The 21,576-nt window shown below is 71.3% G+C and carries 22 protein-coding genes; 15 read left to right on the top strand and 7 right to left on the bottom strand.

Annotated elements, in window-relative coordinates:
- Positions 1–6: 6 nt before the first annotated feature.
- The 6 genes from DI005_RS22740 to DI005_RS22765 form a co-directional block, all read right to left on the bottom strand.
- Positions 7–534, bottom strand: coding sequence for a 3-hydroxyanthranilate 3,4-dioxygenase (locus tag DI005_RS22740; protein WP_113643471.1), 528 nt, complete (start codon positions 532–534; stop codon positions 7–9).
- A 70-nt stretch (positions 535–604) separates the two neighbouring features.
- Complete coding sequence (locus tag DI005_RS22745; RefSeq protein ID WP_112273483.1) at positions 605–1,027, bottom strand: RidA family protein; 423 nt, start codon at positions 1,025–1,027, stop codon at positions 605–607.
- Positions 1,024–2,490, bottom strand: coding sequence for a 2-hydroxymuconic semialdehyde dehydrogenase (locus tag DI005_RS22750; RefSeq protein ID WP_113643472.1), 1,467 nt, complete (start codon positions 2,488–2,490; stop codon positions 1,024–1,026). Before DI005_RS22750 ends, DI005_RS22745 begins: the two co-directional genes overlap by 4 nt.
- On the bottom strand, positions 2,487–3,794 hold the full coding sequence (locus DI005_RS22755; protein ID WP_112273479.1) for an NAD(P)/FAD-dependent oxidoreductase: 1,308 nt from the start codon (positions 3,792–3,794) through the stop codon (positions 2,487–2,489). Before DI005_RS22755 ends, DI005_RS22750 begins: the two co-directional genes overlap by 4 nt.
- A complete protein-coding gene (gene kynU / locus DI005_RS22760; RefSeq protein ID WP_112273477.1) occupies positions 3,791–5,035 on the bottom strand; it encodes a kynureninase in 1,245 nt (414 codons plus the stop codon). Before kynU ends, DI005_RS22755 begins: the two co-directional genes overlap by 4 nt.
- The gene (locus DI005_RS22765) at positions 5,035–5,922 is read right to left on the bottom strand and encodes a tryptophan 2,3-dioxygenase (RefSeq protein WP_112273475.1); all 888 of its coding nucleotides are present in this window, start codon (positions 5,920–5,922) and stop codon (positions 5,035–5,037) included. The genes kynU and DI005_RS22765 overlap by 1 nt, the downstream gene beginning before the upstream one ends.
- A gap of 370 nt (positions 5,923–6,292) precedes the next feature.
- Here DI005_RS22765 and DI005_RS22770 point away from each other — a divergent pair, with 370 nt between their 5' ends.
- The 3 genes from DI005_RS22770 to DI005_RS22780 all read left to right on the top strand — a co-directional run bounded on the left by DI005_RS22770 (position 6,293) and on the right by DI005_RS22780 (position 9,776).
- Positions 6,293–6,727, top strand: coding sequence for an Lrp/AsnC family transcriptional regulator (locus DI005_RS22770; RefSeq protein ID WP_228713708.1), 435 nt, complete (start codon positions 6,293–6,295; stop codon positions 6,725–6,727).
- 134 nt (positions 6,728–6,861) lie between these two features.
- Positions 6,862–8,457 carry an amidohydrolase gene (locus DI005_RS22775; RefSeq protein WP_158559876.1) on the top strand — a complete coding sequence of 532 codons (1,596 nt, stop codon included), beginning with the start codon at positions 6,862–6,864 and terminating at the stop codon, positions 8,455–8,457.
- A gap of 50 nt (positions 8,458–8,507) precedes the next feature.
- The gene (locus tag DI005_RS22780) at positions 8,508–9,776 is read left to right on the top strand and encodes an amidohydrolase family protein (protein ID WP_113643473.1); all 1,269 of its coding nucleotides are present in this window, start codon (positions 8,508–8,510) and stop codon (positions 9,774–9,776) included.
- Here DI005_RS22780 and DI005_RS22785 read toward each other — a convergent pair whose 3' ends face one another.
- On the bottom strand, positions 9,777–10,310 hold the full coding sequence (locus tag DI005_RS22785; RefSeq protein WP_112273467.1) for a cupin domain-containing protein: 534 nt from the start codon (positions 10,308–10,310) through the stop codon (positions 9,777–9,779).
- Positions 10,311–10,480: 170 nt separating this feature from the next.
- Here DI005_RS22785 and DI005_RS22790 point away from each other — a divergent pair, with 170 nt between their 5' ends.
- From DI005_RS22790 to DI005_RS22845, 12 genes are all read left to right on the top strand, one after another.
- Positions 10,481–12,097 carry an ABC transporter substrate-binding protein gene (locus tag DI005_RS22790; protein WP_113643474.1) on the top strand — a complete coding sequence of 539 codons (1,617 nt, stop codon included), beginning with the start codon at positions 10,481–10,483 and terminating at the stop codon, positions 12,095–12,097.
- A gap of 25 nt (positions 12,098–12,122) precedes the next feature.
- On the top strand, positions 12,123–13,190 hold the full coding sequence (locus tag DI005_RS22795; protein ID WP_199543136.1) for an ABC transporter permease: 1,068 nt from the start codon (positions 12,123–12,125) through the stop codon (positions 13,188–13,190).
- Positions 13,187–14,047, top strand: a complete 861-nt coding sequence (locus DI005_RS22800; protein ID WP_112273463.1) for an ABC transporter permease — start codon at positions 13,187–13,189, stop codon at positions 14,045–14,047. The genes DI005_RS22795 and DI005_RS22800 overlap by 4 nt, the downstream gene beginning before the upstream one ends.
- 1 nt (position 14,048) lies before the next feature.
- Positions 14,049–14,849, top strand: coding sequence for an ABC transporter ATP-binding protein (locus tag DI005_RS22805; RefSeq protein ID WP_113643475.1), 801 nt, complete (start codon positions 14,049–14,051; stop codon positions 14,847–14,849).
- The gene (locus DI005_RS22810) at positions 14,846–15,796 is read left to right on the top strand and encodes an ABC transporter ATP-binding protein (RefSeq protein WP_113643476.1); all 951 of its coding nucleotides are present in this window, start codon (positions 14,846–14,848) and stop codon (positions 15,794–15,796) included. Before DI005_RS22805 ends, DI005_RS22810 begins: the two co-directional genes overlap by 4 nt.
- On the top strand, positions 15,793–16,113 hold the full coding sequence (locus DI005_RS22815; RefSeq protein WP_112273458.1) for a TIGR04076 family protein: 321 nt from the start codon (positions 15,793–15,795) through the stop codon (positions 16,111–16,113). Before DI005_RS22810 ends, DI005_RS22815 begins: the two co-directional genes overlap by 4 nt.
- A complete protein-coding gene (locus DI005_RS22820) occupies positions 16,110–17,126 on the top strand; it encodes an LLM class flavin-dependent oxidoreductase (protein ID WP_112273456.1) in 1,017 nt (338 codons plus the stop codon). The genes DI005_RS22815 and DI005_RS22820 overlap by 4 nt, the downstream gene beginning before the upstream one ends.
- Before the next feature lie 37 nt (positions 17,127–17,163).
- Positions 17,164–17,892, top strand: coding sequence for an alpha/beta hydrolase (locus DI005_RS22825; protein ID WP_112274785.1), 729 nt, complete (start codon positions 17,164–17,166; stop codon positions 17,890–17,892).
- A gap of 633 nt (positions 17,893–18,525) precedes the next feature.
- A complete protein-coding gene (locus DI005_RS22830) occupies positions 18,526–18,939 on the top strand; it encodes a hypothetical protein (protein WP_113643477.1) in 414 nt (137 codons plus the stop codon).
- Positions 18,939–20,519, top strand: a complete 1,581-nt coding sequence (locus DI005_RS22835) for a putative T7SS-secreted protein (protein WP_113643478.1) — start codon at positions 18,939–18,941, stop codon at positions 20,517–20,519. Before DI005_RS22830 ends, DI005_RS22835 begins: the two co-directional genes overlap by 1 nt.
- Positions 20,520–20,555: 36 nt before the next feature.
- The gene (locus DI005_RS22840; protein ID WP_112273449.1) at positions 20,556–21,062 is read left to right on the top strand and encodes a hypothetical protein; all 507 of its coding nucleotides are present in this window, start codon (positions 20,556–20,558) and stop codon (positions 21,060–21,062) included.
- Entirely contained in the window at positions 21,059–21,571 is a 513-nt protein-coding gene (locus tag DI005_RS22845; RefSeq protein WP_112273447.1) for a YbaB/EbfC family nucleoid-associated protein, read from the top strand. Before DI005_RS22840 ends, DI005_RS22845 begins: the two co-directional genes overlap by 4 nt.
- Positions 21,572–21,576 lie beyond the last annotated feature (5 nt).

Below are 21,576 nucleotides of genomic sequence, written 5' to 3' on the forward strand. Positions count from 1 at the left end.
GCCGGACTAGCCCTTCCCCGGGTGCAGGGCGCCGCACGCGTCGCAGGTGCGAGCTCGTTCGTCGGCATAGAACTTCTCGAACACCGGCGGCAGGTCGGCCACGATGTCGCGGACCTGTAGCTCGACCTCGTGCAGCAGCGCGGAGCAGTCCGGGCAGTACCACTGGAACTTCTCGAGGGTGCCCTCCTCGCGGACCCGCTCGATGACCACGCCGATCGAGCCGGGTTCGGGTCGTTGCGGGGAGTGGGGGAGGTTGCCGGGCAGGAGCCACATCTGGCCCTCTCGAATGTGCACCGTTTGCACGCCCTTGTCCTCGGTGACGACGTTGACGTGCATGTTGCCCTTGACCTGGTAGAAGTACTCCTCGTAGGGGTCGACGTGGAAGTCGGTGCGCTGGTTGGGCCCTCCCACCACCTGCACGATGAAGTCCTGACCGGCCGGGAACATCTGCTTGTTGTTCACGGGCGGGCGCAGGTGGGACTCGTTCTCCTTGAGCCAGCCCGGAAAGTCGATCGGCTCGGTGAGCTGTGTCATCGCTCGGCTCCTTCCCGCAGCGTTCCTCGGGCACTGGGGGACATGCGATGCTCGCGTGCCGTCTTCGGTGTCATCGTTCCTCCTCGGGGATCCGTGCGATGGCGGAGATCTCGATCAGCAGGTGCGGGTGGGGGAGCTGGTGCACGGCGACGGTCGTGCGGGCCGGACCGTTCTCGTCGAAGAACCGGCCGTAGACCTCGTTGTAGCCGCCGAAATCGTTCATCGACACCAGATACGTCGTCACCGACACCAGGTCGCCGAGGTCGGCGCCCACCTCGGCGAGGAGGTCGCGGATGTTCTCGAGCACCGCCCGCGTCTGTACCCGGATGTCGAGCGTCGTGGTGCCCAGCTCGTCGACGCTCGCGCCTTCGATCGTGTTGTCGGGCCTGCGGCTGCTGGTACCGGACACGTAGGCGAACCCGCCGGACACCTTGACGTGGGGGAACCTGCCCCGTGGTGTCGCCTTGCCCGCGACGGTTCTGGCCTGGCTCACGGCCGTCCTCCTTGGAAGTCGACGCACACGTTGGTGGTCTCGGTGTAGAAGTCCAGTGAGCGGTGCCCGCCCTCACGGCCGATCCCGGAGGCCTTCATCCCGCCGAAGGGGCTGCGCAGGTCCCGGAGGAACCAGGTGTTGACCCACACCAGCCCCACGTCCAGAGCGGCTCCGGCACGGTGCGCGCGGCCGACGTCGCGGGTCCAGACGGCGGCCGCCAGCCCGTAGTCGCTGTCGTTGGCCAGCGCGTAGGCCTCCTCTTCGTCGTCGAAGGGCGCGACGTGGCAGACCGGGCCGAAGATCTCCTCGCGATTCGTGCGCGCCCCCGGCGGCAGCCCGGTCAGCACGGTTGGCTGCACGTAGGCACCGCCGTCGCGTTCGTCGCCGAACACCGGCAGTCCGCCGCCGGCATGCACCGTGGCGCCCTCGGCCTTGGCGAGCTCGTAGTAGCCGAGCACCTTGTCGCGGTGGGCCCGCGAGATGAGCGGCATGGTGGTCACGCCGTCGTCGGCGGGCAGACCGAACCGCAGCTCGGACGCGTGCGCCGCGAGCCGCGCGGTGAACTCCTCGAACACCGGCCGCTGCACGTAGAGCCGCTCGGTGCACAGGCACACCTGCCCGCCGTTGGTGAACGACGACCGCGCGGCGCCCGCCACAGCGGCGTCCAGATCGGCGTCGGCGAACACGATGCCCGCGTTCTTGCCGCCCAGCTCGAACGACACCGCCTTCACGCCGTCCGCGGCCGCCTTCATGATCGTGCGGCCGGTGCCGGACTCGCCGGTGAAGGTGATGGCGTCCACGCCGGGGTGGGTGGTGAGGAACTCGCCCGCGGAGTCCGGACCGAACCCGTGCACGACGTTGTAGACGCCGCGGGGCACCCCGGCGGCGGCCATGATCTCCGCCAGGAGCGTGGCCGACGACGGCGTTTCCTCCGACGGCTTGACCACCACCGCGTTGCCGCAGGCGAGCGCCGGCGCGACCTTCCAGGTCAGCAGCAGGAACGGCAGGTTCCACGGCACGATCACGGCGACCACGCCCACGGGCTTGCGGACGGCGTAGTTGAGCGCCTTCCCGCCACCGGGAGCCGGGGTGAGGAACGACTCGCCGGGCACGGTGCTCACCATGTCGGCGAACGCCCGGAAGTTCGCCGCGCCCCGGGGGATGTCGAGTGTGCGGGCCTGGCTCACCGGCTTGCCGGTGTCGGCGACCTCGGCCGCGACCAGGTCGTCGAAGCGCCGCTCGATCTCGTCGGCCACCCGGCGAAGCACGGCCGCGCGGTCCAGCTCGCTCGTGCGGCCCCATGGCCCGTTCAGGGCTGCCCTCGCGGCGGCGACCGCGGCGTCGACGTCGTCGCGGCCTGCTTCGGAGACCTCACCGAGGATCTTCCCGGTGACCGGGCTGGTGTTGGCGAAGGTACGGGCGGAAAGGGTGAACTCGCCGTCGATGTGGTTGCGAACGGTCACGGTTTCCTCCTGGCCTGGACGACCCCGCCCGCGATCGCCGCGGCGAGCCCGAGCCCGGCGGCCGCGAGCACGCGGTGCTGGGCGCGGACGCGCCGCCGCACGCGGTCGTAGGGGGTGGTGGAGAACGACACCAACTCGTACCGCGAGACATAGCGGCCGGGCGCCAGCCGTTCGAGCGTGTGCTCGATGCGCTTGCCGAGCCGGAACAGCGGAGACGCGACCTTGTCGCGCATCTCGACGAAGTTCGCCAGGGCCATCTGGGCGATCGCCTCGGTGTCGGCGCGCCGCGACGACTCGAACATCGGCAGGGCTCGCGCCCAGTTCCCGCCGGTGCGGTCGAGGCACTGGCCGAGCACCACGACGTCCTCGAAGGCGCAGTTCGCGCCCTGCCCGTAGAAGGGGACGATCGCGTGGGCGGCGTCGCCGATGAGACAGACCCGCCCGGACTGCCACGGCGCGCATCGCACGGTGCCGAGCAGGCCGACCGGGTTGTGCTGGTAGTCGTCCACGAGTCCGGGCGCCAGTCGCGGCACGTCGGGGTAGTGCTCGGCGAAGAACCGCTCGATCGCCGCCGGGCTGGACAGGGAGGCGAACGCGGAGGTGCCGCTGGTGGGCCAGAACAGCGTGCAGGTGAACGACTTGTCGGGGTTGGGCAGTGCGATCATCATCGACCGTCCGCGTGGCCAGATGTGCAGGGCCCGCGGGTCGAGCGCGAAATCCCCGTCGCGGGGCGGGATCGTCAGCTCCTTGTAGCCGTAGTCGAGGAAGTCGAGCGTCTCGGTGGTCACGCCGTGCGCGACCAGCTGACCGCGGACGGCGGAGCCCGCCCCGTCGGCCCCGAGGATCACGTCCGCCCGGGCGCGTACCTCGCCCGCCGGTGTGGCGAACGTCAGCTCGCCGGTCACCGGGTCCAGGCCGGACAGCCGATGTTCGAACCGGATGTCCACACCGGACTCGGCTGCATCCAGCAGGATGTTGTTGAGGGCGCCCCGGCTGATCGAGTTGATCGCGCGCTCGCCGTCGGCGCTGTAGGGCTGGAAGTCCAGCTCTCCGGTGACCGGGTGGATCATGCGCCCGTACATGGGCAGCGCGTCGGCCAGTACCTGCTTGTCCAGCCCGACCACGCGCAGTGCGGCCAGGCCGCGCTCGGACAGCGCCAGGTTGATCGAGCGGCCCCGCTCGGCAACGCCGCCACGCGGGTCGGGCCGCCGCTCGTACAGGACGACGTGCTCGCCGCGCTGGGCGAGCACACAGGCCAGCAGGCTGCCGGCGAGGCCTCCGCCGACGACGGCGATCTCGCTCATGGCCGGTCTCCGATCACGGCGGCGAGCGCGGTCGCGGCTCGCCAGCAGTCGTGGTAGGTCGAGTAGAGGGGGACCGGCGCGATCCGCACCACGTCCGGGTTGCGCACGTCGGCGCAGACGCCGTGCTCGGCGCGCAGGCGGCGGGCGATCGTGGCGGCGTCGTCGACGCGCAGTGACAGCTGGCACCCGCGCCGGTCGGCCTCGCGCGGGGTGAGCAGGGTGACCGGTCCGTTCGCGACGGTTTCGTCCAGCAGCGTCTCCAGGTAGCCGGTGAGGCGGAGGCTGCGCGCCCGGAGGGCGTCCATGCCGATCTCGTCGAAGATGCGCAGTGACGTGCGGACCGGGCTCATCGCCAGGATCGGCGGGTTGGAGATCTGCCATGCCTCCACAGTGGACGGTGGGCGAGACACCGGCGCCATCTCGAATCGGGTGGTCTCCTCGGTGCTCCACCAGCCCTCGAACCGCGGCAGCCCCGGATCGCCGTGATGCCGCTCGTGGACGAACGCCCCGGCGACCGCGCCGGGACCGGAGTTGAGGTACTTGTACGAGCACCAGGCCGCGAAGTCCGGGCCCCAGTCGTGCAGCCGCAGCGGGACGTTGCCCGCGGCGTGCGCGAGGTCCCAGCCCACGACCGCGCCCGCGGCGTGCCCGGCGGCGGTGATCGCGGGGATGTCCAGCAGCTCACCGGTCAGGTAGTTGACCCCGCCGAGCAGCACCAGCGCGACCGTGTCGCCCTCACGCGCGAGGAAGTCCAGCACCTCGCCGGTGCCGAGGCGGACGACCGTGGTGTCCGGGTCCAGGCCGTGGAACCGCGCCTGGCTGCGCACCGCGTAGCTGTCGGAGGGGAACGTCGAGTCCTCGATGAGGATCTTGGTGCGCCGTCCACGCGGCCGGTAGAACGACACCATCAGCAGGTGCAGGTTCACCGTCAGCGAGTTCATCACCACGGTCTCGCTCGGCAGCGCACCCACGAGCCGCGCCGCGGTCTCGGTAAGCAGCGAGTGGTAGGGCAGCCACGGCCGCCGAGCCTCCAGATGCCCCTCGACGCCGAGCCGCGCCCAGTCGTCGAGGTCCTCCAGCAGCTCCGCCCGCACCGCATGCGGCTGCAACCCCAGCGAGTTCCCGGCGAAGTAGGCCGTCTCGGCGTAGCCGCCGCCGTCCGCGGGCGGGATCGCGAACCGATCTCGGTACCCCGGGTCACCGAGGTCCAGCTCGCGGGCCCCGGCTTCGGTCGTGTCCATCAGTTCATCACCGTCCTGGCCGAGAACAGCTCGGGAAACACCACCCGCTCCATGCTGCGCCGCAGCCACGCCAGGCCGCTAGAGCCGCCCGTGCCGACGCGGGCACCCATCGAGCGCTGCACCGCCTGGAGGTGGCGGTAGCGCCAGTCGCCGAACTGCTCGGCCACCTCGGTCAGGGCCTCGCCGAGCATCCTCAGGTGGTTGCCGGGTCCGGGGTCGTCGTAGATCCGTACCCAGGCGGACTCCACGGCGGGGTCCGGCGTGTGCTCCTCGGCGAGGTCCCGGCTGAGCACGGAGCCCGGGACGTCGTGGCCGTGGCGGGCGAGCACCCGGATCACGTCGTCCCACAGGCTCGGCGCCGCGAGTGCGTTCTCCAGGTCGCCGTGGACGGCGGGGTCGTTGCGGAACGGCCGGATCAGCGACGCCGTCTTGAGTCCCAGCCGGAACTCCAGCTTCCGGTACATCGCCGACTGGAACCCGGACCCCTCGCCGAGAAGGTCGCGGAACCGGTTGAAGTCGCCCGGCGTCATCCAGCGCAAGGTCTGCCAGCCGGCGTTGAGCCCCTCCAGGTGCAGGGCGGCGCGGCGCAGCGGGAGCAACGACTCCCACACGTCGTCGGCGCGCAGCCGCTCCTGGGCCACGCCGAGTTCGAAGTGGACGAGTCCGAAGTAGAGTTCCATGACCTGGCTGATCATCAGGAACGACATCTCGCCCGGGTCGTCGCTCAGTGTCCGCTGCAGGCGGTGCAGCGTGCTGGCGTGCACGTAGTCGTCGTACGGGACGCGCTCGAAGTCGAGCGTGGGGTCGCCGCCGTTGGCCGCCGTGCGGCGGGTGCGCTCCGACTCGTTCGACGCCGTGACGGCCGGGGTCTCCGAGGTGTGTCGCACGGATCTCCTCCTCTCTGCTGGGTTCTCATGCTCTCAAGGTGAGCACGGGCGTTGAATGGTCTTCTCAAGGCTCATCAGTGGCCGTGCTTGCGGTTCCAAGGTTGTGGGCACGGGTCACTTTCAGATCGGATGCACGGCCTTTCCTTCAGCGAGCTCCCACCGGTGGTGCGCCGGTCAGGGTCGCGGTTCGCAGGAGGAGCCGGACTTCGGGCCGGCGGGCGCCTCGGTCGTGAACATCATGGTGGATATCTTCGTCTGCCGGACGCGCCGACGGAAGGCGGTCTCGAGGGCGATCCGGGCTTTTCACCGTCGATTTCCTGGCATATCCTCCCGATCACTTAACGAACGAGAGGATCGACGGGTGGACGGGATGGACTGGGAGATCCTGCGGGAGTTGCAGGACAACGCTCGGCTGTCGTTCAGCGAGCTGTCCCGCCGGGTGCACCTCTCGGCGCCGGCGGTCACCGAGCGTGTGCGGAGGCTCGAGGAGACCGGGGTGATCACCGGCTACCACACGCACGTCGATCTCAGCAGTGCCGGCTGGACGGTGTCGGCCTTCATCCACATGTCCTGTTACGGCCCGCGCTGCGTGCTGCGGGATCCCGAGGTGGCGGAGTGGCCGGAGGTGCGTGAGATCCACCGCGTCACCGGCGACATGTGCAGCATCCTCAAGGTGGCGGCCGAGTCGATGACGGCCTTCGAAGCGCTGATCGACCGGCTGGCGGTCTACGGAAGGCCGTCGAGCACGATGGTGCTCTCGACGCCGGTCAAGCACACCCGCGTCGTGAGCGTCCAGGACAAGTAGGTCGGGCTGTCCCCTCGCGCACGGTTTTACCTGGACTAAATACTGTGCATCTTGACTATACGCTCGGTACCCGGCTCTAATGGGCCAGTCGCGAGCCCGCCGCTCGCCACGGGTCCGAAATGGAGGGTGATCGCGTGTCCGTCGACTGGCTGCTCACCGGCGGGGAGATCGTCTCCTTCGATCCGGCGACCCCTGCCTCATCGGCGCTGGCCGTCACCGCAGGGCGGGTCGTGGCACTGGGCTCCGACGACGAGCTGGCACCACTCGCCGGACCCGGCACCCGCCGCACCCGGCTCGGCGGGGCGGCCGTGTTGCCGGGCTTCTGCGACACCCACATGCACCTCGAGAAGGTCTCCCACGAGCTCTCGATGCTCGCGCTCGGCGACGCCCGCGACATCGCCGACGTGTGCGAGCGCGTGCGCGAGCGGGCGGCAGACGCCGCGCCGGGCGCATGGATCCGCTGCCTCGGTGACGCCGGGGGCTGGCACGAAAGCAACCTCGCCGAGGGCCGACTCCCGACGCGCGCCGAGCTGGACGCCGCCGCAGGGGACCATCCGGTGTTTCTGTACCGCAGGCCCGACCACGGTGCCCTGAACACCGCTGCCGCGACGGCACTTGCCGGACTGCTCGCGGACGCGGGCGACGGTGAGTGGCAGCCGGACACGGGCCACCTGTACGGGCCACGCGTGCGGCTGGTCAACGACGCGCTGTACCGGCCCGGCGTGCACGAGCGCGAGCAGCAACTCGACCTGCTGGCCCGCGCCTCCCGGCGGCTGCTCGAGATGGGCGTGACGACCGTCGTCGATCCGGGCCTCCCCGCGGGATTCGACGCCGCCTGGCAGCTGTACCGCGCGGCCGCCGACCGAGACGTGCTCGCCCAGCGCGTCCTGCTGATGAACCGCTTCGACTGGCGCGGCGAGTTCGACGCCGAGCTGAACCGTGTCCTGCACAGCACGGCGCTGCCGGGGGACGGCGACGACCGGCTCCGTGCGTGGGCGCTCAAGCTGGTCCTCGACGGTGAGTTCACCGGCGCGTGGCTACGCCCGGCCGAGGAACCCGGCAGCGACCGCAACGCCCGTTACTCGCCGGGCGAACTGCGCACCGTCCTGCGCCTGTGTGCCGAACGGGGCTGGCCGGCCTGCGTGCACGCCATGGGCGGCGGGGCGATCGCCGCCGTCACCGCGGCCGTGCGCGAGCTGCGTGCCGAGGGCGCGGCGTTCACGCCCGGCCAGGTGTCGATCGCGCACGCCTTCCTCATCACCGAGCGCGATCTCGACGCCTGCGCCGAGCTCGGCATCGGGATCTCGGTGCAGCCCGCGCTCGCCTACACCTACGTCCGGGAGATGCGCGCGGTGTGGGGCCCGCTGGCCGAGCAGGCCGTGCCCTTCGGCACCATGGCGCGCCATGGCGCGCGGTTCGCGGGCGGATCCGACACCCACCCGTGCGACCCGCTCACGGGCGCGGCCATCGCGGTCACCCGCAAGGCGTGGGACGGTTCGAGCCTCGGCGAGCACGAGGCGCTCACACCGCACCAGGCGCTCTCGCTCTACACCCGCGAGGCCGGGCACCACATCGGGCTGCGGGACGTCGGGGTGCTCGCGCCGGGGGCCGTCGCCGACTTCGTGGTGTGGCCGGAGAACCCGCTCGGCTGCGCGCCGGAGGGCTGGCCGTCGCTGCGGCCCGCGCTCGTCGCCGTCGGCGGGCGTCCCGTGTGGATGGACCACGACTGACTCGGTGTCTCGCGGGGACACCGACGGAACGACACGACAAGGAGCTGCCCATGGCTGAAACGGCGCCCGGATACCTGTTGCGAGACTGCACGGTCGTCGACTCGCTCGCCGAGGCTCCCCTCCAGAACGCCGCCGTGTGGGTCGAGGGCGACCGGATCAAGGAGGTGGGCACGGACCCCGATCTCGGCGCCCGAGCCCGATCGGCGGGCTGCGTGGAGCTGGACCTTGCCGGGGCGTATGTCACGCCAGGCCTGATCAACATGCACACGCATTTCTCGCTGTCCCTGCCCGGCGCGCTCGGGGAACGCGTCAAGCGCATGGGCCCGCATGACCTCGCGCTCTACATGGCCGACGGCGCTCGGCGTACCCTCCACAGTGGAGTCACGACGGTGCGGTGTGTCGGCGAGAAGGACCACGCCGACTTCGCGCTGCGCACGGCGGTCGATTCCGGATTCGTCCCGGGTCCGCGCATCTTCACCGCGGGCCGGGCGCTGACCTGTACCGGCGGGCACGGTCACGGGTCGTCGGGCGCGTTCGAGTGTGACGGCGCCACGGAGTTCCGCCGGGGCGTGCGCACGCAGATCAAGGCCGGCGCCGACCTGATCAAGGTGATGATCTCCGGCGGCATCTCGGGCAGGCACGAGGCCATCGACACCCGGCAGGTGACCACGGACGAGCTGTCCGCCGTCATAGCCACCGCCCACGAGTGGGGCCGGAAGGTGACGGCCCACGCGGGTCCGTGGCCGGTGATCCGGGAAGCGGTGGAGCTCGGGCTGGACTGCGTCGAGCACGGCTACGAGCTGACCAGGGAACTGACCGGCCTCATGGCCGAGCGCGGCTGCGCCTACGTCCCGACGCTCGTGGTGACACGGTGCAAGGAGTTCTTCGACGAGCTCGGCGTTCCGGAGTGGATGCAGCAGCGTTCCCTCGGTGCGGGGGAGCGGCACCTGCAGAGTTACGGGTGGGCGCTGGAGGCCGGGGTCGAGGTGCTGCTCGGCAGTGACATGCCGCCGTTCTGGCGGTTCGAGGGCACCAGCGCCGCCGTGCGGGAACTGGAGTACATGGCTTACGGAGGGCTCGGGGCCCGCGAGGCGCTGCGCGCGGCGACGATCGCGCCCGCGCGCTGGCTGGACGCCGACGACGTGCTGGGCTCGGTCACCGAGGGCAAGTACGCGGACCTGCTCGTCCTGGAACAGGACCCGCTCGCGGACACCTCGGCGTTCCGGTCGATCTCGATGGTCCTCAAGGGAGGCGAGGTGGTCCGGGACGACCGGGCCCGTGCGGTGGCGGCGCGAAGGGAGCCCGCCGCACTCGGGTAGTCACGGATTCGGCGGCGTCACGGACACGACGAACTCGGCGGGCCGGTTTCCCGTATTGACGTAGCGGTGGGGCAGCCGGGAGTCGAACGTGACGCTCTCGCCTTTGTCCAGCGTGTACGTGCCGCCGCCGACCTCGACCGTGATCGTGCCCTCCAGCACGAGCGCGCACTCCGTCGACGCGTGGCCCCACGGCTCGTCGCAGGTCGCCTCACCGGGGGCGAGCTGGCCGAGTAGCACCTCCAGGTCACCGCGCCCCGGGGTGAGCCGGTCGTAGAGGAGGTGGCCGTTGGACCGGCGCAGCTGTGGCCGGTGGCCGGGCCGCGTGACGTGCACGGCGGGCGCGTCGTCGGAGAACATCTCCGCCAGCGACGTACCGAAGGCGCCGGCGAGCTTGCGGATCGTGGTCAGGCTCGGGTCGGTGGCGCCGTTCTCGATCTGGCTCAGCAGGCCGGGAGTGACCTCGATGCGCGCCGCCAGTTGCCGCAGCGTCAGCCCGCGCTCCTTGCGCAGATCCCGGATCCGGTTGCCGAGCACGTGTTCGCCGTCCTTTCGCTGGTGCGATTGTCCGATAGTGCCCTATTCGGAGGGAACCGCGGAGCTTTCGACGCTAGTTTACTGAAGATAAACAACAGTACATCTTGACTATACTTCCGTGGCGGGTTTGACTCCGGTATCTCCGCTCGGCGAACTCTTCCGGAGGAAACATGCCCCGTCGGTTCCGAGTCCCCGCCCGGCGCCGTCTCCTGCTCGCCGCCGTGTCCCTTGCCGCCGTCGTCACCTGCGTGCTGAGCGCGTGCACGGCAGGCCGGGCCGGTTCGGCGGCGAGAGACAACACGCTCGTCGTCGACACGTCCTTTGTGTACAAGACACTCGACCCCGGGCTGGTGTACGAGCAGACCGGCTACCTCGCCGTGCACGCCCTCTACGAGTCCCTGCTCACTTTCGAGGGCGGCGACGTGACCGAGCCGAAGCCGGGCCTCGCGGAGTCGTACGAGGCTTCGCGGGACGCCACCCGATTCACCTTCACCCTGCGCGAGAACGCAACGTTCTCCGACGGCACGCCCGTCACCTCGGAGGACGTCGAGTTCTCCCTGAACCGCCTCGTGAACCTCAAAGGCAGCGCGTCCGCGTACTTCGCCGGACTGGAGATCAGCGCTCCCGACGACCGTACGGTGGTGGTCACCTCGCCGACACCGAACCCGAACGTGCCCGTGCTCATGGCGATGCCCGCCGCCTCCATCGTGAACGCGGACGTGGTCGCCGAGCACGGTGGACGTTCCGACGCCAGCGCCGCGAGCAACGACCGCGCACAGTCCTATCTGGACCGTGAGACCGCAGGCAGCGGACCCTACGTGCTCGAGCGGAACCAGCCCGGTGAGCAGCTGGTGCTCACAGCCAACGAGAACTACTGGGGTGACAAGCCCGGCTACTCCCGGGTGGTCATCCGCAACATGGAGGCACAGAACCAGAAGCTGACGCTGACCCGATCGTCGAGCCCGGAGATCGCGCTCGACATCGCCGGCACGCTGCTCGAGGGGCTGCCGCCCTCGCTGAAGGTCTCGCAGCAGCCCGACACGGCGTACTTCTCGTTCGTGAACACCGATCCCGCGGTCTCGCCGGTGGGCTCGCGACCGGAGTTCGTCAGAGCGGTCCGCGCGGCGCTGGACTACCAGGGACTCGCCGAGCTGTTCGGCAGCCGCAGCGGGCCCGCGCGCGGGCTCATCGCGCCCGCGTACCCCGGCACGCTGCCGAAGGAGGAAACGCTCCGGCAGGACCTGCCCCTGGCCAGGAAGCTGCTGCGCGATGCGGGCATCACCAACCCGGCCATCGAGTTCATCTACCCGGCCATCACCTACCGCGGCGTCGACCTCGGCACGATCGCCACCAAGGTCCAGGGCGACGCGGCCAAGGCGGGCATCACCATCGACCTCAGGCCGCTGCCGCTGAACTCGTTCCTGGAGCAGTACCGCGGCGGCAAGGCCCAGATGGGCATGACCCCGCAGGCGCTGACCTACCCGAGGGCCGACTCGATGGTCCGCGTGATGTCGCCGGGCGGCGTCAACGCCGAGCGCATGAACTGGACCGAGGACAACGCGTCCCCCGACGTGCTGTCCGCGACGGAGGACTTCCTCGCAGCCACCACCGAAGAGCAACGCAACGCCGCCGTCGTGCGCTGGCAACACGCGATGTACCGCGACGCGCCGTACGTGTTGCTCGGCAACAACTCGGGCACGGTCGTGAGCACGCCCGAGGTCACCGGAGCCGAGTACACGCCGGCAGGCTGGATCGTCGACCTGGCCGCCGTCCGGCCCGCCGCATGAGCGCGCCGACCCGGGAGGAGAACCCGTGACCACACTGGAGACGAACGCGCCGCCCGCGCGGCGCCCGCGTGTCCCACCGATCGTGCGCTACCTCGCGCGACGGCTCGCGATCGCCGTGGGCCTCCTGTTCGGTTCGACGCTGATCGGTTTCCTGCTGGTGCAGGCCGTGCCGGGCGACCCCGTGGCAGCCAACCTGTCCGACGAGGCGCTCGGCGACCCGGCGGCGGTGGCGGCGTTCGAGGAGCGGTGGGGCCTCGACGAGCCGCTGCCCGTGCAGTACCTGACCTACCTCGGGAACCTCGTGCAGGGTGATCTCGGCACCTCGCAGCACACCGGCAGGCCCGTGCTCGAAGACCTCCTCGACCACATCCCCGCGACGCTCGAGATCGCACTGCCCGCGATCGTGCTGTCGGTCCTGCTCGGCATCGGCATCGGCATGTTCGCCGCGCTGCGCCACGGCAAGGCGGCCGACCAGGCGGTGCGGGTCGGCTCGCTGCTGGGGCTGTCGACGCCGCCGTTCTGGCTGTCCCTGCTGGCGCTGTACCTGTTCTTCTTCGTGCTCGGCCTGTCGCCGGGCGGCGGTCGGCTCAGTCCCGAGTTCTCCCCGCCGCCCTCGGTCACCGGGCTCTATCCCGTGGACGCCCTGCTCGCCGGTGACCTGATGCTGGCCTGGGACGCCGTGCAGCACGCGGCGCTGCCGGTGCTCGTGCTGACCCTCGTCACCACGGCGACGCTCGTCCGGTTCGTCCGCTCGGCACTGCTGGAGGTGCTCCGCAAGGACTACATCACGGCCGCACACGCCAAGGGCCTGCCGTCGCGCACCGTGCTGTTCCGGCACCTGCTGCGCGCCGGCCTCGTGCAGATCATGACGATGGCCGGGCTGACATTCGCCTCGATGCTCGCCGGCACGGTGCTGATCGAGAGCGTCTTCGCCTGGCCTGGCCTCGGCAACTACGCCTACACCAGCGCCAGCGCGCTCGACCGGCCCGCGATCCTCGGCGTGACCCTGTTCGTCGCCGCGACCTACATCCTGATCAACCTCGCCGTGGATCTGCTCTACGGCCTCGCCGACCCGAGGATCCGCCTCTCATGACAGCGACCGTCCTGCCCCGGATCGGGGGCCGAACCCGGCGGCACCGCGTATGGCGCCAGCCCGTCGTGGTCACCGCACTCGTCGTGCTCGCCACGTGGCTCGCGGTGGCCGTACTGGCGGGCTGGCTCAGCCCCTACGACCCGCTCGCGCAGAGCGCCGACATCTACGCACCGCCGTCGGCGGCACACCCGTTCGGCACCGACGAGCTTGGCCGTGACGTGCTCAGCCGCGTGCTGCACGGCGCCCGGTTGTCCATCCCGCTCGCGCTCGCGATCGTCGCCGGAGCGCTGCTGGTGGGCGGCCTGCTCGGCCTCATCGCCGGTTACCTCGGCCGGGTCGCCGACGAGATCATCATGCGCGTCACCGACCTGGTGTTCGCGTTCCCGCAGATCATCCTCGCGATGGCGGTCACAGCCGCGTTCGGACCTAGCGCGACCAACGCCGTGCTGGCGCTGGTGATCGTGTCGTGGCCGGTGTACGCGCGGGTCATCCGCGGCGCCGTGCTGAGCATCCGCGGCGAGAACTACCTGTCCGCCGCCCGGATGCTCGGCGTCGGGCCGGTGACGGTGCTCCGCCGCGACGTCATCCCGAACAGTGTCGGGCCCGCCATCGTGCTCGCCACGCTCGAGCTTGGCAACGCGGTGTTGCTCCTCGCCGGGCTGTCGTTCCTCGGTCTCGGCCCGCGCCCGCCGGCGCCGGAGTGGGGAGCGATGGTGGCGCTCGGCTCCAACGACATCAGCATGTGGTGGGTCAGCGTGTTCCCCGGCCTGGCGATCCTGACCGTCGTGCTGGCGTGCAACATCCTGGGCGACGCCATCCGCGACCGGTTCGACTCCAACCTCGTGGGAGGGCGCTGACATGAGCGACGAACTGCTCGCCGTCGAACACCTCGCGGTGAGCCTGCCCGGACCGGACGGCCCGGTGCCGGTGCTCAACGACGTCTCGCTGACCGTCCGGCGCGGACAGATCGTCGGCATCGCGGGGGAGAGCGGCTCGGGTAAGAGCATGACCGCCCGTACCTTGCTCGACCTGCTGCCCGCCGGAGCCGAGGTGTCCGGCACGCTGCGGTTCGACGGTGCCGAGCTCGACCACCGAGACCGCAAGGCGATGCACGCGCTGCGCGGGCACGGCATCGCGATGGTGTTCCAGGACCCCACCGCCGCACTGCATCCGATGCTCAGCATCGGCAGGCAGCTCACCGAGCACACGCGCGTGCACCTGGGCCTCACCCGCACGCAGGCGAAGGCGCGGGCCGTCGAGCTGCTGGAGCAGGTGCGCCTGCCAGACCCCGTGCGCGCGCTGCGGTCGTACCCGCACCAGTTCTCCGGCGGGCAGTTGCAGCGCATCGCCATCGCCTCCGCGCTCGCCGCCCGGCCGAGGCTGCTGATCGCGGACGAGCCGACGACCGCGCTCGACGTCACGGTGCAGGCGGGGATCCTCGCGCTGCTGGACTCCCTGCGCTCCGAGTTCGAGCTGAGCGTCCTGTTCATCACCCACGACCTCGGCGTGCTGGCCTCGCTCGCGACACACACGTGCGTGTTCCAGAACGGCCGGGTCGTCGAGTCGGCGCCGACCGCGCAGCTGCTGCGCTCGCCCGGGCACCCCTACACCCGCGCGCTGCTCGCGGCGCGCTCCGAGACGGCGGAGGTGCCGCGATGACCCTGCTGGAGCTGACCGACATCGCCGTCGAGCACCGTGCGCCGGGCCGCGGGCGGGTCCGCGCCGTCGACGGTGTGTCGCTGGACGTCCGGTCCGGCGAGATCGTCGGTCTGGTGGGCGAGTCGGGGTGCGGCAAGTCCTCGCTCGCGAGGGTCGCGGCGGGACTGTCCGCGCCAGCGGGCGGCGACGTGCGGCTGCGCGGCGAGCACGTCACGCCACTGGGCAGGCGCAGGCGAAGGCGTGCCGAGATCGGTCTGCAGATGGTGTTCCAGAACCCGTACTCGTCGCTCAACCCGCGGCGCACGGTGCTGAGCCAGCTGCTGGACGGCGTGCCACCAGACGTCGGGCGCGGGCCGGAGCGGGAGCGGTACGCGCTCGACCAGCTCACCCGCGTCGGGCTCGACGAGTCGGCCGCGACCCGGTTCCCGCACCAGTTCTCGGGAGGGCAGCTGCAGCGCATCGCGATCGCCCGCGCGCTGGCGGCCCGCCCGCACGTGCTCATCGCGGACGAGCCGGTGACCGCGCTCGACGTGTCGTCGCAGGCACAGGTGGTGGACGTGCTCTCCCAGCTGGTGCGCGGGCTGGACGTCGGGATGCTGTTCATCTCGCACGACCTCGCGCTGGTGCGCAGGCTCGCCGACGTGACCGCCGTGATGTACCTCGGCCGGATCGTCGAGACCGGGCCGACCGAGCGGCTGTGGCGGGAGCCGAAGCATCCGTACACGCGGGCGCTGATCGACGCGATCCCCAGCGCGGACCCGGACGCCGGGCTGCCGCGCGCGCTCGCGGGTGAGGTCGGCGACCCCGCCGCCGTGCGCACCGGGTGCCGGTTCCGGGCCCGGTGCCCGCAGGCGTTCGCCGCCTGCGCCGAGGAACCGGAACTCGCGGGCGAGGACCACACGGTCGCCTGCTGGCTGGAGGCCGACGACACGGGAAGGGCAGCATGACACAACCGGACATGAGCTTGTGGGACCTGCGGGTGACCGTCGAACGCATCGAGGGGCGCTCGGTGTGCGGGATGGAGGTCGGCGACTACTTCGAGCTGACCAACAGCGCGGAGCTGCGCATCCCCGAGGGCAAGCACTTCTGCGTCTACGCTCTGCAGGCCGCGCTGCCGTTGCTGCCCGCGAAACAGCGCGATCTGCCCGAGGGTGACTGGCTTGAACGGGACTGTCACGTCGCCTGCCCGGACCCCGAGGAGCGGCTCGTCATGCGCGTCGACCGGACACGGCGGTGCGCCCTGAACTCCGGCGACCTGACATGAGGGACGTGGAGATCGGGCTCGGCCTGCAGAGCAACCTCTCGTTCGCTGAGTACGCGCGGCTCGCGACGGCCGCCGAGGCCCACGGCATCGACGTGCTCAGCGTGTTCGCGGATCTGCTGTTCCAGCCGCCGCTGCCCGCGCTGCTGGAGATGGCGAGGGTCACCGACCGGGTGCGTCTCGGCGCCGCCTGCTGGAACCCGTACTCGATGCACCCGTACGAGATCGCCGGCCAGCTCGCGGCGCTCGACGCCGCGTCCGACGGGCGCGCGTATCTCGGCCTGGCGCGGGGAACCTGGCTGGGTGACATCGGGCTCACCCAGCCGCGGCCGCTCGCCCACCTGCGCGAGGCGGTGGAGTTCATCTACCGGCTGCTCGCCGGCGACGGTGCCGGATTCCGGGGGGAGGTCTTCGAGCTGACCCCCGGCGTCGCCCTGCGGTACGAGACCCAGCGGGCCGACCCGCCGTTGTTGATCGGCGCGTGGGGCCCGCGTGCCGTCGCGATGGCGGGCTCGCTCGCCCACGAGATCAAGATCGGCGGCACCGCGAACCCCGCGATGCTGCCGGTGATGCGGGCGCGGCTCCGACCGGGAGAGCGGGCGGCGGGACGAGAACCGGGCGAGGTGCGCATTGTCGTCGGCGCGGTCACGGTCGTTGACCTCGACGGCGCGGCGGCGCGACGCCGCGCGCGCCGGGAGGTCGCCATGTACCTCGGTGTCGTCGGTGACCTCGATCCCACGGTCGACGTACCGCACGAACTGCTCGCCGAGATCAAGGCGCGCGTCGCTGCCGGCGATCACGACGGCGCCGGATCCCTGATCCCCGACGAGCTGCTGGATCTGTTCGCCTTCTCCGGCACGCCCGACCAGGTCGCCGCGCAGGCACAGCGGCTCATCGACGCGGGCGCCGCCCGCGTCGAGTTCGGCACCCCGCAGGGGCTCGACACCCAGCGCGGGATCGAGCTGATCGGGAACAGGGTGCTGCCCGCGCTCGACCGGTCGGCGGGGCGGGGATGACGACGATGGTCACGACGACGCAGTGTGGGAGGCCGTGATGGACCGTTCCGTGCTCACGCGCTCCGCTCCGGAGCCCGACCGCACGTTGCGCTACGGCGACGCGCCCGAACACGTCGCCGACGCCTGGCTGCCCGGTGCCGCACGGCACCCGCTGCTGGTGTTCATCCACGGCGGGTACTGGACTCCGGAGTACGACCGCACGCACACGCGCCCGCTCGCGACGGCCCTGCGCGAGGACGGCTGGCCGGTGGTGTCCATCGAGTACCGCCGGGTGCCGGGCAAGCCGGACGACCTGGTCGCCGACGTCCGGGCCGCGCTGGCCGAGCTGCCGGGGCAGCTCGGCGCGCGCGAGGTGGTGCTCGCCGGGCACTCCGCGGGCGGGCATCTCGCCCTCTGGGCATCGTCGGTCTGCCCGCCTCCCGGCCTGCTCGGCACGCTGGCGCTCGCCCCCGTCGCCGACCTGATGCTCGCGCATCGGCTCGGGCTCGGGGACGGCGCGGTGGCCGCGTTCCTGGGCGGGCCGCCGGACGAACGTGCCGACCTCGACCCGGTGCGGATGGCAGCGCCGGAGCGACCGGTCGTGCTCGTGCACGGAGCCGAGGACGGGTTGCCGGTGGCGGTCAGTGAATCCTATGTGGATACCCATCCGGTCGCGAAGCTCGTCGTGGTGCCGGATGCCGCGCACTTCGAGGTCATCGACCCCCTCAGTGCGGCATGGCCGGCCGTGACGACGGAGCTGGCGGGGCTGGCGGCGCTCTCGTCGTGAGTTGACGGACGTTCCCCGCGAGTCCGGTGTGGACGGTCGGTGGCGTCGCCCGGCCGCCCGGTCAACCGGAGAATCACCGGTGTCGGTCCGGCTTCCGGTAGCGACGGGCTGCTCACCCGGCTCGCCGGGGTAGCACGGAGGGCGCGAGGCGCCAGGGCCCTGCTCGTCATCCGCGTCCGTACCGCGAATCCGCGTACCGGGAGCGGGCCGCTCGCGGTACGTTCGTGTCCAGCGCGCCGGTCTCCGCTGTCACGTCGATCCGCCGCTGGACAGCCGGGAGACGCCAGCCAGTACCGCGCCCCGGCTCTCGCGGAACCCGGTATCGCCGCAAGGGTGGCCCGGAGCCGGTACCGGTATGGACCACGTGCACCGGGTTGCCCCGCCAGCTCGCTTGATCCGGAGATCCACGGCCATACCCTGAGGGTATCTCGCCGGTCCCAACAGGTGTGGTCCACCGCGAACGTCTCCTGACAGGCTCGAATCGGTTACCGGCGTGAGCGCCGTCGTACTCGGGGACAGCTTCAACGGCCCGGTGTCTCGGGCGGTGGTGCCCGGCAGACACAGCGGGCGACGGTGACCCGGCAGGGTAAGCGCAATCGTCCGTTGCGGTGATTTGACAGGGGGCTTGGGCAGGTGGCGGGTTTCGGTGCGGTTCCCGATGAGCTGCGGGAGACGGCGGGCATGATCGGCGACGCCGTCGCCGGCGTGGCCGGCATGGTCTGGCGAGGACCGAGTGGCGACTACGGCCATCCGGGGGTGCAGGCCGGCTGGGAACAGTACGTCGACCACCTGAGGCGCCAGGTCGAGGCGCTGCGGGACAAGGCGGAGGACTTCGGCGTGCGGCTCGGTGAGGCCGCTGGCAGGTACCTCGACTCCGAAACCGAGGCCGGCGGCACGCTGGGCACGTTCGGGGACGTGCTGGAGAACGACGGCGGTGTGCTCGGCGGCGCCCTCCGCGCGGTGGGCGGCGGCATCAGCGATGTCCTGAACGGTGACGACGCAGGCACGTCCGCCGTGGCCGGTGTCGGCGAAGGGCCGGTGCGCTAGTGGCTGAGCTGGGGCAGACGGACGATCCCAGTGACCTGATACCGGGCGATCCGGCGACGATCTCCAGTGATCTGCGGGAACTGGTCGGCACGATCACCACGGCCGACGAGATCAGCGCCAGGCTCGGCCGGATCGATCCGGTGCAGTGGGTCGGTGAGGCGAGTGAGGCGTTCCGGTCCGCTTTCGGCGACGAGCCGCCGAAGTGGGCGCACGTGGTCGAGGCCGCCGGCCGGGGCGGACAGGCACTGTGCGACTTCGCCGACGTGCTGACCTGGGGCCAGGGTGAGGCTCAGCGGGCGATCGAGTTGTACCACCAGGCGCAGGCCGCGAGCCGCGCCGCCGCCGCACGGTACGACGCACTGGCGCAGTCCGCCAAGGCAGGTGGGCAGACCCTCGGACCTTTCCAGGATCCCGGTGTGGCCGCCGCACAGGAGGCACAGGCCATCCTGAACGCCGCACGACAGCAGGTTGAGCAGGCCGGCGGTGAGGTGGCCAGTGCGCTCGGGTTCGAACCGGACGGCGAAGGCGGCTACACCCGGACGTTCGGCCAGAACGAGTGGGGCGCGGGGCGGCGGGAGATGGAGCGCCACTGGGACCCGGCAACGGGCCGGTGGGTCGAACAGGACCCCGGTGGCTGGCAGGAGAACGATCACGGCCGCAGCTACCGGCGTGAGTGGGGCAGCCAGGCCGACGGCCTGATGCACGACAGTATCCGCCGGACGCTCGCCGAGTTCGGCATCGAGGTGCCGTTCGCGGACGCGCTGGGCCTGAATGTGCGCAGATCCGAAACCGGAGCCGCCACGGAGTGGGTCGGTGGCGAGGCCGAGCGATCCTTTGCGGCCGGCGGGATCTCCGGCCGGGGCAGCGCGGAGGGTTCGCTACTCGGCGCCAATGCCGGTGCCTACAACGAGGTCACCGAGAACGGGGTCACCGCGGGCGCCAACGCCGAGGCGTACTTGGCGAGGGGTAGCGTCGAGGGTGAGGTCGACCTCGGCCACGGGGTCGACGCGGCCGGTTCCGCCGCCGGCATGGTCGGCGCTTCCGCCGGCGCCGAGGGCAACGTGGACGCCTTTGGCGCGCAGGGCAATGCGGAGGCGTTCGTCGGGGCACGTGCCGAAGCGGCCGGCGAGCTGAACCTGGGCCCTCACGCCGGAGTGTCAGCGAGCGGCGAGGCGATGGCCGGCGCTGAGGCGTCCGCGCGGGGCAGCGTCGGCCTAAGCGGCGCCGAAGTCAGCGGTGAGGCGTTCGCCGGTGCCCGGGCCAGCGGCGAGGTCGGCGCAGAGGTGGCGGGCGTCGGTGCCGGTGTGAACGGCGAGGCATGGGCAGGTGTCGGCGTCGAGGGCAGCGCGCAGTTCGGCATGGGCGACGATGGCCAGTTCCACGTTGGTGCCTCGGCCGGCGCCGCGTTCGGGGTGGGTGGCAGGGTCGGCTTCGACGTGACCATCGATCCGGGCGGGGTTGCCGAGGCGGTCAATGAGGCGGCCGGTGCGGTCGGTGGCGTCGCCTCCGATGTCCGCGAGACGGTCGGTGGTGCCCCGAGCGACATGCGTGGCGCCGTCGGTGCCGTCCTCGGCTTCTGACCCCGTCCGCCGGCGAGCGACGAGAGAGGTGAACAGATGACCACGATGCTTCCCGTTCCGATCGAGTTCTCCCTGCCGGAGGGCTGGAGATCGGTCGACCCGGACGAGATCGGCACTCCGGAGGTCGCGTTCGTCGCGTTGCACCCTGGGGCCGGGGGCGGCGGGTTCACACCGAACATCACGATCGCCGGTGAACTGCGGGACGCCGACGTTCCACTGTCCCGGATCGCCGAGGAGTCCATCGAACGGCTGCGATCCGGAGCGCACGAGGTGAAGGTCGGCCGCACCAGCGAGCGTGGCACGGCGTGGAACCCCGTCTACACCCAGGCCGTCCGCCTGGCCGTGGATCTGTCCGGCCAGCGGCAGCACCTGGTGCAGTACCAGGTCTTCATGGCCTTCGCGGGCGCCGGGGGACGGGCCGTTCTGCGGATCGTGCTGACCTCGCGGTTGGAGCAGTTCCCGCAGGTGATCGACGACTACCAGCGGTTCATCGAGACCATCAGGCCGCAACAGCGCACGACAGCACCGGGAGGGATGCCATGAGCGAAACGGCCAAGCGGCTGCTGCGGCGGATCGAGGCGATCGACACCGCCGCCGCGGAGAACCGGACGCGTGCGGAGGCCTACCGGCGGATGACCGAGGAGCTCGACGCGGCCACGGGCACCGCGACCTCGCCGGATGGTGTCGTGACCGTGGTCGCCGGGCCGGATGGCTCGGTCAAGGAGATCACCTTCTCCGGCCAGGTCCGCGCGGTGCAGCCCGCGGAACTGTCCGCCGGCCTCCTGCACACGATCGCGCAGGCTCGGGCCGCGGCCGCACGGGCTCAGGCGGAGATGGTGCGCCGGGTTCTCGGCGACACCGAGTTACTGGACGAGGTGCTGGCCGAGAACGCGCGCATGTTCGGCGACCAGCGGCCGGTCGATCCGGGCCCGCGGGCGCCGTCGGCCGTTGCCGTCGTTCAAGACGGCAGGCCACGCCCCCGTGCGGCCGCCCGTCGTCCGCGGCCGCTGGATGACGACGGCTTCGAGGACTTCCGGGTCCTTGGCCGTTGAGCCCT

Source organism: Prauserella sp. PE36 (assembly GCF_003311655.1).
In the GTDB taxonomy this organism is placed as follows: Bacteria; Actinomycetota; Actinomycetes; order Mycobacteriales; family Pseudonocardiaceae; genus Prauserella_A; species Prauserella_A endophytica.